The organism is Athalassotoga saccharophila (assembly GCF_009936215.1).
GTDB lineage: Bacteria > Thermotogota > Thermotogae > Mesoaciditogales > Mesoaciditogaceae > Athalassotoga > Athalassotoga saccharophila.
Genome location: NZ_AP019551.1, coordinates 1703022 through 1718046, shown reverse-complemented (window position 1 = coordinate 1718046; position 15025 = coordinate 1703022). Strand labels below are relative to the sequence as shown.

The 15025-nt window shown below is 41.9% G+C and carries 12 protein-coding genes; 3 read left to right on the top strand and 9 right to left on the bottom strand.

Annotation, left to right across the window (positions count from 1 at the left end; genetic code table 11):
• The 9 genes from ATHSA_RS08555 to ATHSA_RS08515 form a co-directional block, all read right to left on the bottom strand.
• Positions 1–1500, bottom strand: coding sequence for a sugar ABC transporter ATP-binding protein (locus ATHSA_RS08555; protein WP_161848683.1), 1500 nt, complete (start codon positions 1498–1500; stop codon positions 1–3).
• Positions 1500–2513, bottom strand: coding sequence for a LacI family DNA-binding transcriptional regulator (locus ATHSA_RS08550; protein ID WP_161848682.1), 1014 nt, complete (start codon positions 2511–2513; stop codon positions 1500–1502). The genes ATHSA_RS08555 and ATHSA_RS08550 overlap by 1 nt, the downstream gene beginning before the upstream one ends.
• 225 nt (positions 2514–2738) lie before the next feature.
• Complete coding sequence (locus ATHSA_RS08545) at positions 2739–3818, bottom strand: 4Fe-4S binding protein (protein WP_161848681.1); 1080 nt, start codon at positions 3816–3818, stop codon at positions 2739–2741.
• 13 nt (positions 3819–3831) lie between these two features.
• The gene (locus ATHSA_RS08540) at positions 3832–5118 is read right to left on the bottom strand and encodes an amidohydrolase family protein (RefSeq protein ID WP_161848680.1); all 1287 of its coding nucleotides are present in this window, start codon (positions 5116–5118) and stop codon (positions 3832–3834) included.
• Positions 5067–6464 carry a dihydroorotase gene (locus ATHSA_RS08535; RefSeq protein ID WP_161848679.1) on the bottom strand — a complete coding sequence of 466 codons (1398 nt, stop codon included), beginning with the start codon at positions 6462–6464 and terminating at the stop codon, positions 5067–5069. Before ATHSA_RS08535 ends, ATHSA_RS08540 begins: the two co-directional genes overlap by 52 nt.
• Positions 6461–7471, bottom strand: a complete 1011-nt coding sequence (locus ATHSA_RS08530; protein ID WP_161848678.1) for an ornithine carbamoyltransferase — start codon at positions 7469–7471, stop codon at positions 6461–6463. The genes ATHSA_RS08535 and ATHSA_RS08530 overlap by 4 nt, the downstream gene beginning before the upstream one ends.
• 4 nt (positions 7472–7475) lie before the next feature.
• Entirely contained in the window at positions 7476–8675 is a 1200-nt protein-coding gene (locus tag ATHSA_RS08525) for a YgeY family selenium metabolism-linked hydrolase (protein WP_161848677.1), read from the bottom strand.
• Positions 8676–9596 (bottom strand): hydroxyacid dehydrogenase, encoded by a 921-nt coding sequence (locus ATHSA_RS08520; RefSeq protein ID WP_408626228.1) that lies wholly within the window; start codon positions 9594–9596, stop codon positions 8676–8678.
• Entirely contained in the window at positions 9590–10735 is a 1146-nt protein-coding gene (locus ATHSA_RS08515; RefSeq protein WP_161848675.1) for a pyridoxal-phosphate-dependent aminotransferase family protein, read from the bottom strand. The genes ATHSA_RS08520 and ATHSA_RS08515 overlap by 7 nt, the downstream gene beginning before the upstream one ends.
• 276 nt (positions 10736–11011) lie before the next feature.
• Here ATHSA_RS08515 and ATHSA_RS08510 point away from each other — a divergent pair, with 276 nt between their 5' ends.
• The 3 genes from ATHSA_RS08510 to ATHSA_RS08500 are packed head-to-tail and all read left to right on the top strand — an operon-like array spanning position 11012 to position 15017.
• Positions 11012–12013 (top strand): LacI family DNA-binding transcriptional regulator, encoded by a 1002-nt coding sequence (locus ATHSA_RS08510; RefSeq protein ID WP_161848674.1) that lies wholly within the window; start codon positions 11012–11014, stop codon positions 12011–12013.
• 5 nt (positions 12014–12018) lie between these two features.
• Complete coding sequence (locus ATHSA_RS08505; protein ID WP_161848673.1) at positions 12019–13782, top strand: amylo-alpha-1,6-glucosidase; 1764 nt, start codon at positions 12019–12021, stop codon at positions 13780–13782.
• Positions 13782–15017, top strand: a complete 1236-nt coding sequence (locus tag ATHSA_RS08500; RefSeq protein ID WP_161848672.1) for an ABC transporter substrate-binding protein — start codon at positions 13782–13784, stop codon at positions 15015–15017. The genes ATHSA_RS08505 and ATHSA_RS08500 overlap by 1 nt, the downstream gene beginning before the upstream one ends.
• Positions 15018–15025: the final 8 nt, after the last annotated feature.

The window sequence follows — 15025 nt, the reverse complement described above, 5'->3', positions numbered from 1 at the left end:
TCAAGACTCCTTTCCCTTTACAGCCAATCTTAGAATATCTTCCTGTGTGGCACTTTGAGGATCTAATTCTCCAGTTATTCTTCCTTCGCTCATAACGAGAATCCTGTCAGAGAGATTCAATACTTCGGCAAGTTCTGAAGAGATCAATATTATCCCCACTCCTTTAGAAGATTGCTCGTATATGAATTTGTAGATTTCAAATTTTGCCCCAACATCTATTCCCCTTGTGGGTTCATCGAGGATCAAAATCTTCGGGGATCTTACGAGCCATTTTCCAAGAACAACTTTTTGCTGATTTCCCCCGCTTAAATTGTCGACTCTTTGATTTATACTGCTTACCTTAGTGTTAAGGTATGAAATCGTATCCTTTACCGATTTCTTTTCAATAGAGGTTGAAACAAAGCCGACCTTAGAAAATAGATCGAGATTTGGCAAAGAATGATTTTCTTTAACGCTTAATTGCAAAACAAGGCCAAGATCATGCCTGTCTTCGGGAACAAGAAAGATCCCATGTTCTATCGCATCTGTTGGCTTCGAAATGTTTATCTTCTTGCCTTCGAAATATATTTCTCCGTCGAACTTTCTAAGGCCGTATATGCTTTCTCCAACCTGTGTGTTACCGCATCCTACAAGGCCTGCTATGCCAAGTATTTCTCCTTTACGCAATGAAAAATTTATACCCTTAAATGAGTCTGAGGAAAGGTTTCTTGCTTCGAAGAATTTATCGCCGATCTTTTTTGAAGGCTTCGGAGGGAATCTGTTACTCATACTTTTTCCTATCATCATGCTGACGATTTCTTCCATGGAAACCTCGTTTATTTGTTTTGTGGCTATCAATTCGCCATTTCTAAGAATTGAAACAGAGTCGGCAATTTGAAAGATCTCTTCAAGACGATGCGAGATAAATATTATGGTCACACCATTCGATTTTAAGTTCGTCAATATAGAAAAGAGTTTTTCAGTTTCTCTTAAAGTAAGAGCGGCCGTAGGTTCGTCCATTATCAAAATTTTTGAATTTGTTGATAAGGCTTTTGCTATTTCTGTCAGTTGTTTGTTTGCAACACTTAAATCTTTTATTTTGGAATCTACAGGTATATTTTCAATGCCAAATGTCTTTAGAACGGCTTGCGCTTCCTTTTTCATTTCTTTCCTGTCAACAAAATTTATTCCTAAAAATCTTTTTGATATTTCCCTTCCAAGAAAGATATTCTCGTAAACCGTTAATTGAGGCACAAGACTGAATTCCTGATGTATCAAAGCGATTCCAGAGTTAATTGCATCTAAGGGAGAATGGAATTGGACCTCTTTTCCATTCAGATATATTTTGCCAGAATCGGGTTCGAGTTCTCCCGCAATGATCTTCATAAGAGTTGATTTTCCAGCCCCATTTTCCCCGACAATTGCGTGCAATTCTCCAGATTTTATGGATAAATTTATATTTTTCAAGACATTAACGCCCGAAAAACTCTTTTTTATTTCTTCTACTTTTAATATATCCACTAAATTTCACTTCCTCTTTTGCGCGTCGTTTCTCTGATTACAAGGGAAGGTTCTATCTTTATATGCTTAACCCTTCTATCTGCACCGGAGATCATGTCTATGACTATTCTTGTGGCCATCTGTCCGACTTCGTAAGTCGGTTGGCGTATCGTTGTGAGTTTGGGATTGTGGTAAGAAGAAAAGGTTATATCATCGTATCCAACAACAGAAACATCCTTTGGAACCCTTATCCCATAATTCTTTAATCCCTCGATAACTCCAAATGCTATGAGATCATTTCCGCATAAAATTGAATCGAATTTTACCTTTCTTTTCATCAATTCTTCGACCATTTTTATGCCGCTTTCATAGGTATATTCCCCGAGCACTATGAGCGAATCATCGAATTTCATCTTGAATTCTTCGATGTATCTTTTGTAGGATTGAAAACGTTCTCTCGCTCCAGATGAAAGCAATTTTGATCCGAGAAATGCTATCTTTCTATGGCCAAGGGAGTACAAATGTTCAATGGCAAGCCTTACTCCCATAGTGTGATCAACGGTCACATATGAAAAATTTGGCGAATTAACGTATCTATCGATCATGACAATCGGAAATTCCATACCATTTTTTAAATATCTCGTTGTATATTTGGAGGCAACAAGTATTATACCGTCAACCTTTTTATCAAGTAATAATTTGAACTGTCTTTCCTCTATGATTCGTGACCCATCAGTGTTGCAAAGAAAAACCGAATATCCATTTCGATGCGCTTCGTCCTGAACTCCTCTTACCATTGAAGGGAAGAAAGGATTTTCAATTGTTGGTATTAAAAGTCCTAAAGTCTTTGTTGGCATTCCCTTTAGGGCGCGGGCAATTGTATTCGAACGATATCCGAGGTTTTGGACTGCATCTAAAACCTTTTGTTTGAGTTCTGAACTCACATTTTGTGAGTCATTTAAAACCCTCGATACCGTTGAAATTGAAACGCCTGCTACTTTTGCAACATCTTTTATGCTCTTTCCGCTTACCATTTTCTTCACCTTGCAAACGTTTTCAAAAATTATATTATAATTTTCTATCCCGATCAAACGCTAAATATCGTGTTTTTTTGCCAAATATAGTTGAAAATAAACAATAAATTAAATAATCTTTCTATTTCATAAAATTTCATGATAATTCAGAATTTATCTCTACATACTGAATGTAAAAACAAATTCCGGCAATCATGCCGGAATTGTTGTTATAATTTTGCAAAGTTATCCAAGTACACCGCTTATCGCATCGACCGGACACCTTGTCTGACACAGTCCACATCCAAAGCATGCATCTGTGTCAACCTCAACGTGATCTGTTACCGTTATGGCAAAGTAGGGGCATACATATTCGCACATTTTACAAAGTGTGCACTTTTGAGTATCTATTTGAGGATTTCTCACCGTGAATTCAGCAGGTTTTTTTTCGATTTTGCTCCCTATCGCGTCTTTTAAGGACGCGTATCCTCTTTTTTTCAGAGCCATCTCAAGACCGCTGATTATCCTTCTGTACTGTTCTTTACCGTATATCAAAGCGGATGAAAGCATTCCGACGGCCGATGCCCCAACTTCAAGAAAATCGACGAGATCGTCGGCAGTCCTTACTCCCCCAACTCCAATGACCGGTATATCGACGTTTTGCTTTATTCTCAGGACTATTGAAAGCGCGATTGGCTTTATTATCGGTCCGGAGATCCAGCCATATCTATTCTCAGATCCGAGAGTTGGATGACCGAACTTTGGATCAACGTAATAAACGGGTCCAAAAGAGTTAACGGCGACTATGCCAGATACACCGATTTCCTTCATTTTTTGAGCGAATTCTACGGGATCAGGCATGTGAGGGCTAACCTTCATGAATACGGGTTTTTTCGATAATTTTATCGCGCTTTTTGCGATCTCGATTATTGGTGCTATATCCTTTCCGGTGTAATGGGTTGAGATTTCAAAGGCATCTCCGAAATCTTTTAATCGTGGCACGAGATATTCTATCTGTGATTTTGAATATCCTATGCTTATGATCTTTGGAATTCTTAAAGATTGAATTCCCGGCAAGAATTCCTCTATCCATTTGTCTGGTCCATATTCTGACCACAACTCTGCGTTTACAACGTAATCTTTTGTTGCGACGATACAGGGCCTTGGGACCTTTGCTGCCTCGGTGGAGATCGTCTTTGTCACCATTGCTCCAACACCGAGAGAGGCTACGTATTTCATTTTTTTATCATCGCCCGTCAGCGGGCCTGCTGCCGGCATTAGAGGGTTTTCGAGTTTAAGTCCTGCTATTTCGGTAGAAAGATCCATCTTTTCTCCCCCCTTACTTTAATTTGTCCCACAGAATTTGGGCTATCCTTCTGGACTCTTTTTTCGCTTCACCTTCATCGAAGGTCTTTATTTCACCATCTATCATTACGGGTTTGCCGTTGATAAAGAGAGATCTTACCGGTGCACCAATTCCAAAGAATATATGATCCCAGAAGTTCTCTTTGATCATAGGCGTTGGGGATCTGTAATCTATTAGCATAAGATCGGCCGCATATCCGGTCTTTATCTTTCCAAACTTTGAGTTGAGATGGTTAGATGCGAGTTCAAAGGTATTGTCTATCAAAGATTTCAAATCGACAGTCGAAAAGGCAGTTGGAGAATTTTTTGCGATCTTCTGACCGAGAGGGGTTATTCTCAAATCGAAGGGTGGAGAAAAGCCGAATCCATCATCGCCTATGACTACCTTCGTGTGTTTACTTAGCATTTTTATGTCCGCTATCCCAACGGCGTTGTTCATATTAGACTGGGTCGCATTTGCTATAAATCCTCTGCTTTTGCCTATCGTCTCTGCCTCGGATTCGTCTATATGTATGCAATGCGCATAGATAGAATTTGGGATGGTTAGTCCATATTTGTCAAGTCTTTCGATTATTCTGATACCATAATCGTTTATCGAATACAACTCGTCTTCTATCCCTTCGGCAACATGGATATGGATTGGTACCTTTCCATCGCACGCTTTCGAAACGTCTCTTAGGGTGGTATCGCTTAAGGTAAATGAAGCGTGCAATCCCATCATGCCGGAAACTGTATTGGATCTATTCGATTTGTAAAAATCTAAATTTTCTTCTATAGACTCGATCTGGGTTCCATCTCTATCGCTCGTTTCGTGGCAGAAAATTCCTCTCATTCCGGCAGTATCGACAATGACACTTTTTAAAATGGATAAAGATCCTTTGATGAAGTTCTGGCTTGAATGGTGATCGAAGATCGTCGATACACCTGCGTGAATAAGATCGGCCGCAGCCGCGTAAGCGCTTGCCTCTATTTCGGCACGGCCTAAATTTCTATCGAGTTTCCACCATAGTTGATCGAGTATCTGGGTAAATGTTTTTGGGTTGAATTGAATGTTCATTCCTCTCGCGAGAGACGAATAAATATGGGTGTGTGCGTTGATCCACGCCGGCATTAAAAGCATTCCGTGTGCGTTGTAATCTATCTTTGATTTCAAATCACCCATCTTACCGGCCGAGATTATATGATCTTCAAAGGAGACGTAACCGTCTTCTATAAGTTCATCTCCCGTGTAAATAACGGCATTTCCGATCGTGTAGGCCAAAAGACTTTCCTCCTTTTTACGAACTTTCCTCTTAGCCTTTTTCCGACAAATTCTCCGTCTTTGATGACGAATCTTCCTCTCGATAAGACAGAGACGAATTTGCCGATCACATCTCTTCCTTCATATGGCGTGTAGTCCGCCTTTGTGTGGAGATTTGATATGCCAATTGTCCATTTAAAAGTCGGATCGAAGATCGCTATATCTGCATCGGCACCTACGACGATCTTTCCCTTGTTTTTAAGGCCAAAGGTTTCGGCAACGTTGACACTTTGCACTCTCACAAGATCGTTGATGATTTTTTCCGATCGATCCTTGTTGTAAAGCAAAACGAAGGATGTCTCAACCCCACCGATTCCATTTGGCATCGAATCGTAATTGAGCCTGTTTTCAAACTTTTCTGCTTTTGTGAATGGACAGTGATCAGTTCCGACAGTCGAGATCGATCCATCTTTGAGTGCCTCGTAAAGGTAAAATGATTCCAAGCGAGATCTTAAAGGAGGAACCAATGTGTAAAGATAAGCATCGTCTCTTTCATACAGAGTATCATTTAGGACAAGATATTGAGGACACGTTTCAAGTCTCACATTTTCGAAAGCGTCTAACTGCTTTATCATTTGAACTGAAAGGCCGCTCGAATTGTGAACGATGTAAGCCTGACCATTTGTCAATTTTGCCATTGTCACTATACTCATGGCAGCCGATGCTTCAGATTCAGAAGGATGCAAAAATGGGAGATCCTGAGGCAAGTGCTTTTCTTTTATCTTCGATCTGTGAAGTATTATGGCGTCATCTTCAGCGTGAAAGGTTTCGATTATTCCATATTTCCTCGTTATCGAGAGTAAATCCAAAATATATCCGTTATCTGTCATGCGGTTTGATGTGCTGTAGGTTGTGAAGGTTTTTATGCTATTTATTCCTAAGGCGAGAGTGCGTTTTGCAAGGGTAACCGGATCGATGTCCGGATGGGCTATAGTCATGTGGAATGAATAATCTATGTGAGAATTTTTTGCCTCTTTCAATCTTTTTAAAAACTTTTCCTCTATTTCATTTTCGTGTGTAACCGGATCTAAAAAATCGATGTAAGTCGTAATTCCTCCAAAGGCGGCACTTACAGATCCAGATTCAAAATCGTCTGCCGATCTGTATTTACCCAAAGAAAGCGAAAAATGCACGTGAGGATCTATAAGGCCGGGCATAACGTACTTGCCAACAGCAGAGTAATTTTCTTTTGATTCGAGATAATCAGAGGTGATCGCAGTTATGCGACCATCTCTGATGTAAATATTCGCAATGTACGATCTGAAGCCGTCAAAGATCTTTCCACCTGTTATTCCCAAATCGTTCAAGGCCTTCCTCCCATAGTCAAGGCCATAACAGCCTTCGCCGTGTGAAGCCTGTTTTCGGCCTCGTCCCAAACTATCGAATGTGGGCCATCTATAACCGAATCAACAACCTCTTTTCCGCGATCTGCCGGAAGGGCATGCATGTACACCGAATGTTTCTTTGTAAGGCTCATTCTTCTTTCGTCGCATATCCAGTCCTTGTGCTTTGCAGCCTCGGCCCATATTTTGTCCTTGTATTTGTCTGCTTCCAATGGATTGGGTATAGTGTAAAATCCTCCCCATGATTTTGGAATGACGACGTCCGCATCTTTGAATGCCTCATCCATATTATGCGTTATCGTCAACTTACCTTCTCCGGCCTCGGCGTTGAGTTTTGCCTGCTTGACGATGTCCGGCATCAGATCGAATCCCTCCGGATAGGCAAGAGTTATGTCCATTCCATACCTTGCAAAGAGTAATATCTGAGATTGAGGTACCGAAAGTGGTTTAAGATGGCTTTCCGCGTAAGCCCAACTTATTCCAACCTTAAGACCTTTTAGGTTCTTTCCAAACCTTTCTTGAATGGTCATCAGATCGGCTAAAACCTGCATTGGATGGTAGACATCATCCTGAAGGTTCAAAACTGGAACATTCGAATTTGCCGCGAGATCTCTTAAGAACTTATTTCCCTGTCCGAATGCGCAATGTCTTACCGCTATCGCATGACCGAATCTGCTCAAAACCTTGGCCGTGTCGGCGGGCGTTTCTCCATGATGCGCCTGCATCATTTCAGGCACGAGATAATGGGCATGGCCGCCTAACTGGGTTATACCGGCCTCTATTGAGTTTCTTGTCCTTGTCGATTCATCGTAGAAGATCATGAAGACCGTTTTGTAGAGCAGCCATGGCGTTAACTCATCCCTTGCAAACCTCCTTTTGAGATCAAAGGAAGTTTCTAACATCAGATCGATTTCTTCCTTTGTGAAATCTTGCGTCGTAATGAAATGTCTTCCGCGCAACAGAGTACCCATTTTATCACTCCTTCACTATTTTTTGAGGTAAATATGCGTAAAAAGCAGCCGCTTTTACAAGATGATCTATTGGTGCCTGATCGTCAATACCGTGGGCATATATCTCATTAGCAGGGCCAAAGCCCACGGTCGGTATTTTGAAAAGACCTGCCGTTGCGACTCCATTGGTTGAAAAATTCCATTTGTCTACCTTGGGCTCAGATCCAAAAAGTTCTCTGTAGGTCTTGACGGCGGCCTGAACTACTTCGGATTTTTCGTCCATAACCCATGTTCTGAAATACTTTTCCGCAGAGTATTCCTTCCCCGTGTAGGCCTTTCCATGGTAGGTTAACTCGATCACCTCGGCCTCAACTCCGGCCTCTTTTATAACCTTTTTGAACTCTTCGATGGCACTTTCTTTTGTTTCTCCCGCTGTAAGCCTTCTGTCTATATGGATCGTGCACTCATCGGCGACAGCATTTTCTGATGGGGATTTGAAGAAGATCTGTGATACCACAACCGTCCCCTTTCCCAAAAATGGATCGACTTTGAGTTTCTCATTTAACTTTTCAATTCCCAAAATTATCCTTGCCATTTTGTAGATGGCATTTTCTCCACGCTCCGGCATTGCCGCGTGAGCAGATTTACCCTTCGTCCTGATTTCAACCTCTATTCTTCCCCTGTGGCCCCTGTAGATATTGAGATTCGTAGGTTCCGTTATTACAACGTAATCTGGAATGAATTTATCCTCTTTGACTATGTATTGCCAGCATAATCCATCGCATTCCTCTTCCATCACAGATCCAACAACGTAGAGTGTGTAATCTCCTTCAAGATGAAGATCTTTTATTATCTTCCCGGCATACACCATAGAGGCCATGCCGGCCTTTTGATCTCCGGCGCCCCTTCCGTAAATTATCCCATTTTCCACCTTACCCTTAAAAGGATCATGTTTCCACTGGGTTGGATCTCCAATCCCGACAACATCGATATGCGCATCCATGGCTATCTTCGTCTTTCCATTCCCAATTCTTCCAAAGATATTCCCAAGGCCATCTATTTTGATCTCGTCGAAGCCAACCTTTTTCATCTCCGCTGCGATTCTGTCAACAACGGCCTTTTCCTGACCGGAATAACTTGGAATGGCCACTATGTCTCTCAAAAATTGCGCGACATCTTTTTCGTACTCGTAGGCCTTTTTCAATATGTCCTGTGGAGATACCATTCACTTCACCCCTTTGAAGAATTCTACGATTTTTTCCGCTATCTCACGTCCCACCCTGCCCTGTGCTTCTATCGTTGAGGCGCCAAGATGCGGCGTTGCGACAACATTTGGCATCGAGACGATCTGGCGGCCGATCTCGTCCAATGGTTCTGATTCAAAGACATCAAGGGCAGCGCCTGCGATTTTGCCGGTCTTTAGAGCGTTCAAAAGTGCCCTATCATCTACTATCCCGCCACGTGCCGCATGAACAAAAATCGCGGATTTTTTCATCATCGAGAATTGTGCATCGGATATTATGTGTTTTGTCGAATCCAAAAGTGGAAGGTGGACAGTTATGTAATCTGAATTTTTAAGGAGATCATTTAAAGGAACGAATTCGACCTCAAGACCGCGCTTGTTTTGAATTACATCGTAGGTTATGACCTTCATTCCAAATGCAAAGGCCCTTTTTGCAACCTCTGCCCCTATATTTCCAAAGCCTATTATGCCGAGGGTTTTGCCGTAAAGTTCAACTCCTTCAAGGGTTTTCTTTTCCCACTTTCCATCTCTTAAAGTTGCAGTGCCAGTTACAATGTGGCGCGATACCGAGATCATAAACCCAAAAACGAGTTCTGCAACGCTTATCGCATTTGCCGTGGGAGTGCTCAAGACAGTTACATTGTGCGCTTTCGCAGCGTTTAAATCTATGTTATCGAGGCCGACTCCGGCACGTCCTATGACCTTTAACTTTTTTCCAGCCTCTATGACCTCTTTTGTAACCTTTGTCGCACTTCTTACTATTATTCCATCGTATTCTCCAATGTGCTTTGGCAGATCTTCTTTCGAATATTCTCTCTCCTCTACCTCTAAATTCGCGTTTTTTAGGATCTTTATCGCATCTGGAGCAAGAGGATCGTTGACTAAAACTTTGAACTTCATGATCTTTCATCTCCCAAAAGTACCTCTTCGGCAGCCTTCACGCCTGCTCCCATCGGTACCTTCTTTCCAAATTTGTTCATTGCCATCTCTATCGTTGCAATTGCTGATATTATGTCCAATTTATCGACATAACCGAGATTTGAAACTCTGAAGATCTTTCCCTTTAGGTGGGATTGCCCTTCCGAAAAGACCATCCCATATTCCTCGCGACAAAATTTCAAGAATTTCGATCCATCAATGCCTTCCGGCACCTTGACGGCCGTCACGACGTTTCCGGGTTTTTTCGCGAAGAGTTCGAGCCCTAATGCCTTCACACCTTTTCTGACGGCATTTCCAAAGATGGCGTGGCGCGCCCAGACATTTTCAATTCCTTCGGACTTTATCATTTCGAGACCTTTGTTTAATTGGTAGACGAGATTTACCGCCCCCGTGTAAGGGGTATCGGTGTAGGATTTTTTGTATGCCCTCAGATCGAAATAGTACCTCGGAGACTTAACCTCTTCGATCCTTTTCCATGCCTTTTCACCGGACACCGCAACGAATGCAAGGCCTGGAGGCATCATGAAGGCTTTTTGAGAGCCGGCGACGACGATGTCAACACCCCACAGATCGGTCTCAAGAGGTTCTGCAAGGATTCCGCTTACAGCGTCTACGACAAGGAGCGCATTTGTCTTTTTCACGATCTCGGCTATTGACTTTATATCGTTAACAACGCCCGTCGATGTTTCGCTTAAGGTTGTAAAGACAACCTTCACGTCTGGATTTTCTTTTAACAACTTCTCAATCTGTTCTGGCCTTAGGTAATCCCCCCATTCGATATCCAACTCGATCATATTTGCATTGTATGCCTTGCAAAGGTCTGCCCACCTCTCGCCGAATTTGCCACCTACTACCGCTATAACCTTGTCCCCCGGGTTTACAGTATTCGCCACCGCCGCCTCCATGGAACCTGTTCCCGAAGATGCCAAGATGAAAACGTGTCCATTAGTTCTGAAAACGCTCTTTAAATCATTCGATGCCGTCTCTAACATTTTCAAAAATTCTGGATTTCTGTGATAAAGAGTTTCGCGTGCCCCTTCGAGCAAAACATCTACCGGTACAGGTGTGGGTCCTGGAGTCATTATTCTTAATTTCTTTATCATGACGATCTCCTCCTCTTTGCAGATCACACTAAATAAATTTTACCACTTTTAAATCTTTTGCATACCAAAGAAAATTTTTGTTTCGATTTTTTGATCCATTTTGTACGAAAAAAGAATCTTTAAAGATTGATAAAGAGATATTTTGAGGATTATGAAATTAAATAACCTTAAAATGGAGTATTTCATCTAAAATTGCCGAATTTCGTTCGTAAAAGAATTTGAAAAGATCATCTGATATGATTATAATGTAATCGATTACATAAAGAGGTGTATTTGATGACTATAAAGGATGTTGCAAAGGCTGCGAATGTTTCTGTCGCAACTGTGTCGAGAGTTATAAATCGTCTCGGAAATGTAGATCCGGAAACGGAAAGGCGCGTTGTCGAAACCATCAAAAGATTGAATTACTTTCCAAATCATTCTGCCAAGAGCCTCAGGACGAGTTCGAGCAACGGAATTGGCATAGTTATATCTCACGATCTCGATTATTTCATATCTTTTCCCTATTTTGTCGAGTTTATCCATGGAATGAGCGGCGTACTTTCAGATCTCGATTACCATCTTGTGATCTCGACTGAAAAGAAGGGAAATTCGAATTCTTACCTTGAGATAGCCGCCAAAGGACTGGTCGATGGTCTGATACTTTTCGATGTTATGGACGGAGATGAGAGGATCTTTGCGTTGAGGAAGTTTGGAATACCATTTGTCGTCATAGGAAGGCCGAATAACGTGGGAATTTATGAATACGTTGACACAGACAACGAAAAAGGTGGCTTTATAGCGACAGATCATCTTTTTGAAGTTGGGTGCAAGAGAATCTTATTCATAAATGGTCCAAAAGGTCATGCCGCAACGAGATACAGATTGGCTGGATATATAAGGGCCCATAAGGAGAGAGGTATAGAATACGATGAGGATCTCGTAAAATATGTGGAAAAGAATTCGGACAGAGAGAACGGGTATCTTCTTACCAAAGAAGCGCTAAAAAATCTTTCTTTCGATGGCATCTTTGTGTCGGGAGACTTCATGGCAACCGGCGCAATGGTCGCCATCGAGGAAGCGGGATTAAAGGTCGGACGCGATGTACCGATTGTAGGTTTTGACGATGTTCCATTGTCGGCAATGGTAAACCCATCTCTTACGACTGTAAGACAGCCCATAAATGAAGTTGGAAAGAATGCGGCTATGATTCTCATAGACATGCTCAACGGCAAACAGGTTGAATCAAAGGTACTCGACGTTTTCCTTGTCAAAAGAAATTCAACATTTAGGGAGTGATCGCGTTGTACACTTTAAAATCCGGCAATTTAATGGCTTTGATAGGAGAAAATGGCTTTATCGAGGGAAAATCAGAAGGACTTTATTACATGGACACAAGGATGATAGGAAAAATCGTTCCCGAGATTTCTCAAAGATTCGATTTCCTAAGTCTTGGAGAGTACAAAAATGATTCTGTCTTTTTTTGGTTTATGGCAAAGTCTCCTTCAAGTTTCCACGATAAGGATCTGCTTTTAAAGGTTGAATACAGAGTTGACGGTCAGAAATTGAGAGTAAGTTATGATTTTTTGAATTATTCAAATGAGAAAGTCTTTTTGCATCTTAAAAATGTAATCGATTACACTTTCAACGATATATTCGAAATAAGGTCAGATAAGACGGAAAAAAGAGAGGTCAAAATTGAAAGAAAAGATGGAGAAGAGATCGCAACGTACAAAAGCGAGTATTTAGAACACAAGGTCATCGTAAAGGGAAGTGTTTCAGAAGTAGTCATTGATCCTAAAGATCATGCAGAAATCTCCTTCGATATATTTCCTTACGTAAAATTCAAAAAGAAAACTTATGGCACAGAACTTTTTTCGATTGAACCCAAAAAGGTGGAATTTAACTTCAATAAAAAAGGTTCTGCCATGATAAAACGTGCCGCCGAAGACGTGAGAATGCTTTTGATGGATACAAAATATGGTCATTTTCCCGCGGCCGGCCTTCCGTGGTTCGCCACTATTTTCGGAAGAGACTCGATTGTCTTTGCAATCCAGACGATGGATCTTTTTCCGGAACTTGCGCACGATATTTTGAAGATCCTGGCCTTAACTCAGTCAAAGAAAAGGGACGACGAAAAGGACGCGGTGCCCGGCAAGATCGTCCACGAAATAAGAGTTGGAGAATATGCGCTGTCTGGGAAGGTGCCTTTTTCCGAGTATTATGGAAGCATAGATGCGACACCCCTATTTTTGCTGGCCGTTGGAAGGTACCAAAAAATGTACGGAAGGATCTTCGATGAGTTAAAAGAATCAATAGATCTGGCCGCAAAATATTTGGATGAAAGTGTTGATTCGCGTGGTTATTTGTATTACAGATCTAAATCTCCAAACGGGCTTTCGAATCAGGGATGGAAAGACTCTGGAGATTCTGTAGTCTTTTCGAACGGTAAAATGGCCACACCGCCAGTTAAACTTGTCGAAGTTCAGGCATATCTTTACGAGGCCTACATGACACTTTCAAAGTTTTACAGCGGAGAATTGTCAAAGCATTTTCTTGATAAGGCCATCTCTCTAAAGAAGAATTTTAACGAGGATTTCTGGATGGAAAAAGAGAAATTTTTTGCTCTCGCCATAGACGGCAACGGTGATCGGGTCGATTCTATAACTTCAAATCCCGGTCATTGTCTTATAAGTGGAATTATCGATGATGATAGGGCATATCTTGTGACGAAGAGACTTATGGATCCCGATATGTTTACTGGATGGGGCATAAGGACGATGTCTTCAAAGATGGCGGCGTACAACCCAATTGCCTATCACAACGGATCCGTATGGCCTCATGATACATCTATAATAGCGCTTGGAATGTATGAGAGGGGTTTTAAGAAAGAATCGATAAAGTTATCGAAAGCGCTTTTCAAATCTGCCCGTCATTTCAACTGGAGATTGCCAGAATTGTTTGGTGGAAATGAATATTTAGTTCCTTATCCGGTTGCATGTTCACCTCAGCTCTGGTCAGTGGGAGCCGAGTTTGTAATATCAAAAATCTTAAAGGAGGGATTTTAGTGAAAAGCAGAGTATTTCTTTTGGTCATCGGACTGATGTCGGTACTTTCTATCGGACTCTTTGCGGTGACAGTCGTAACCCTCGGTGGTTGGGTTTCTTCTCCCGTCGAGCAACAGGCTATGGAAAGCGTTGTTAAGGCCTTCAATCAAAAATATGCAGGTCAGATAGAATTACAGTACCAGCCAATACCGGGCGATTACCTTGTCAAATTGACGAGTGAACTTTCTGCGGGCACGGCCCCTGACATTTTCTACCTTGATTCATCGTATGCTCAACAATTCATAAGATCTGGCGCTGTTTATCCGCTTGATTACTTCGTAAAGAAATACGATTTCCCTGTTTCCGACTTTGCGACCTCTTTGCTCCAGCCCTTTGAATACAATGGCCACATATATGGATTCCCGAAGGACTTCTCCACTTTGGCCCTTTTCTACAACAAAGACATCTTTGACAAGTACAACGTGCCTTATCCCACGGACAACTGGACATGGCAGGACATGCTTAATGCCGCACAAAAGTTGAATCATCCTCAGGACGGAATTTACGCTCTTTCTTTGAGCCCAAATGCACTTGATCGTGTTATGCCATTTATATTTCAAAACGGTGGAGAGGTTGTCAATTCTCAAATGCAGCCAGTTCTCAATTCCTCTCAGGCAATTCAGGCAATACAATTTTACTTCGATCTCCACAATAAATACAATGTCGCGATTCAGCCTTCCGATGTCGGCGCCGGATGGAATGGAGATGCCTTCGGACGCGGCAAAGTTGCCATGATAATGGAAGGTCCATGGGCGTATTCATTCCTTAAAGAGACATATCCACAGATAAACTTTGGAATGACCGTAATGCCAATGGAAAAGACGCGTGCGACTATGATATACACAGTTTGCTATGCCATGTCGAGAAGCACTCCTGATAAGGACGCCGCATGGAAGGCAATGGAATTCCTTCTTACGGATGGAATGAAGATCTTCACCGAGAGACTTGGAGTTATCCCGACGAGATTTTCTATCCAGAAATCCGAGAATGTTTTTGAAAATCCCGCCGACAAAGTCTTCGTTGAGCAGGTAAATTACGGTCATGGATGGTTTATACCCACTCCAAACGGGAACTCTTCGAAATTGTTAGATAACATAAACAGCGAACTTTACAACATATGGCAGAATAAAGTGACGGTAGATCAGGCTGTAAATTACATAACGCAAAACTGGAATAACTGGGCTTCTCAACAATGAGATCGGGG

What these genes read in the sequence shown, in the direction of transcription:
- ATHSA_RS08550 (WP_161848682.1), bottom strand. Translation starts at nt 2,513, where the DNA reads ATGGTAAGCGGAAAGAGCATAAAAGATGTTGCAAAAGTAGCAGGCGTT.
- ATHSA_RS08545 (WP_161848681.1), bottom strand. Translation starts at nt 3,818, where the DNA reads ATGGATCTTTCTACCGAAATAGCAGGACTTAAACTCGAAAACCCTCTA.
- ATHSA_RS08530 (WP_161848678.1), bottom strand. Translation starts at nt 7,471, where the DNA reads ATGGGTACTCTGTTGCGCGGAAGACATTTCATTACGACGCAAGATTTC.
- ATHSA_RS08525 (WP_161848677.1), bottom strand. Translation starts at nt 8,675, where the DNA reads ATGGTATCTCCACAGGACATATTGAAAAAGGCCTACGAGTACGAAAAA.
- ATHSA_RS08515 (WP_161848675.1), bottom strand. Translation starts at nt 10,735, where the DNA reads ATGATAAAGAAATTAAGAATAATGACTCCAGGACCCACACCTGTACCG.
- ATHSA_RS08510 (WP_161848674.1), top strand. Translation starts at nt 11,012, where the DNA reads ATGACTATAAAGGATGTTGCAAAGGCTGCGAATGTTTCTGTCGCAACT.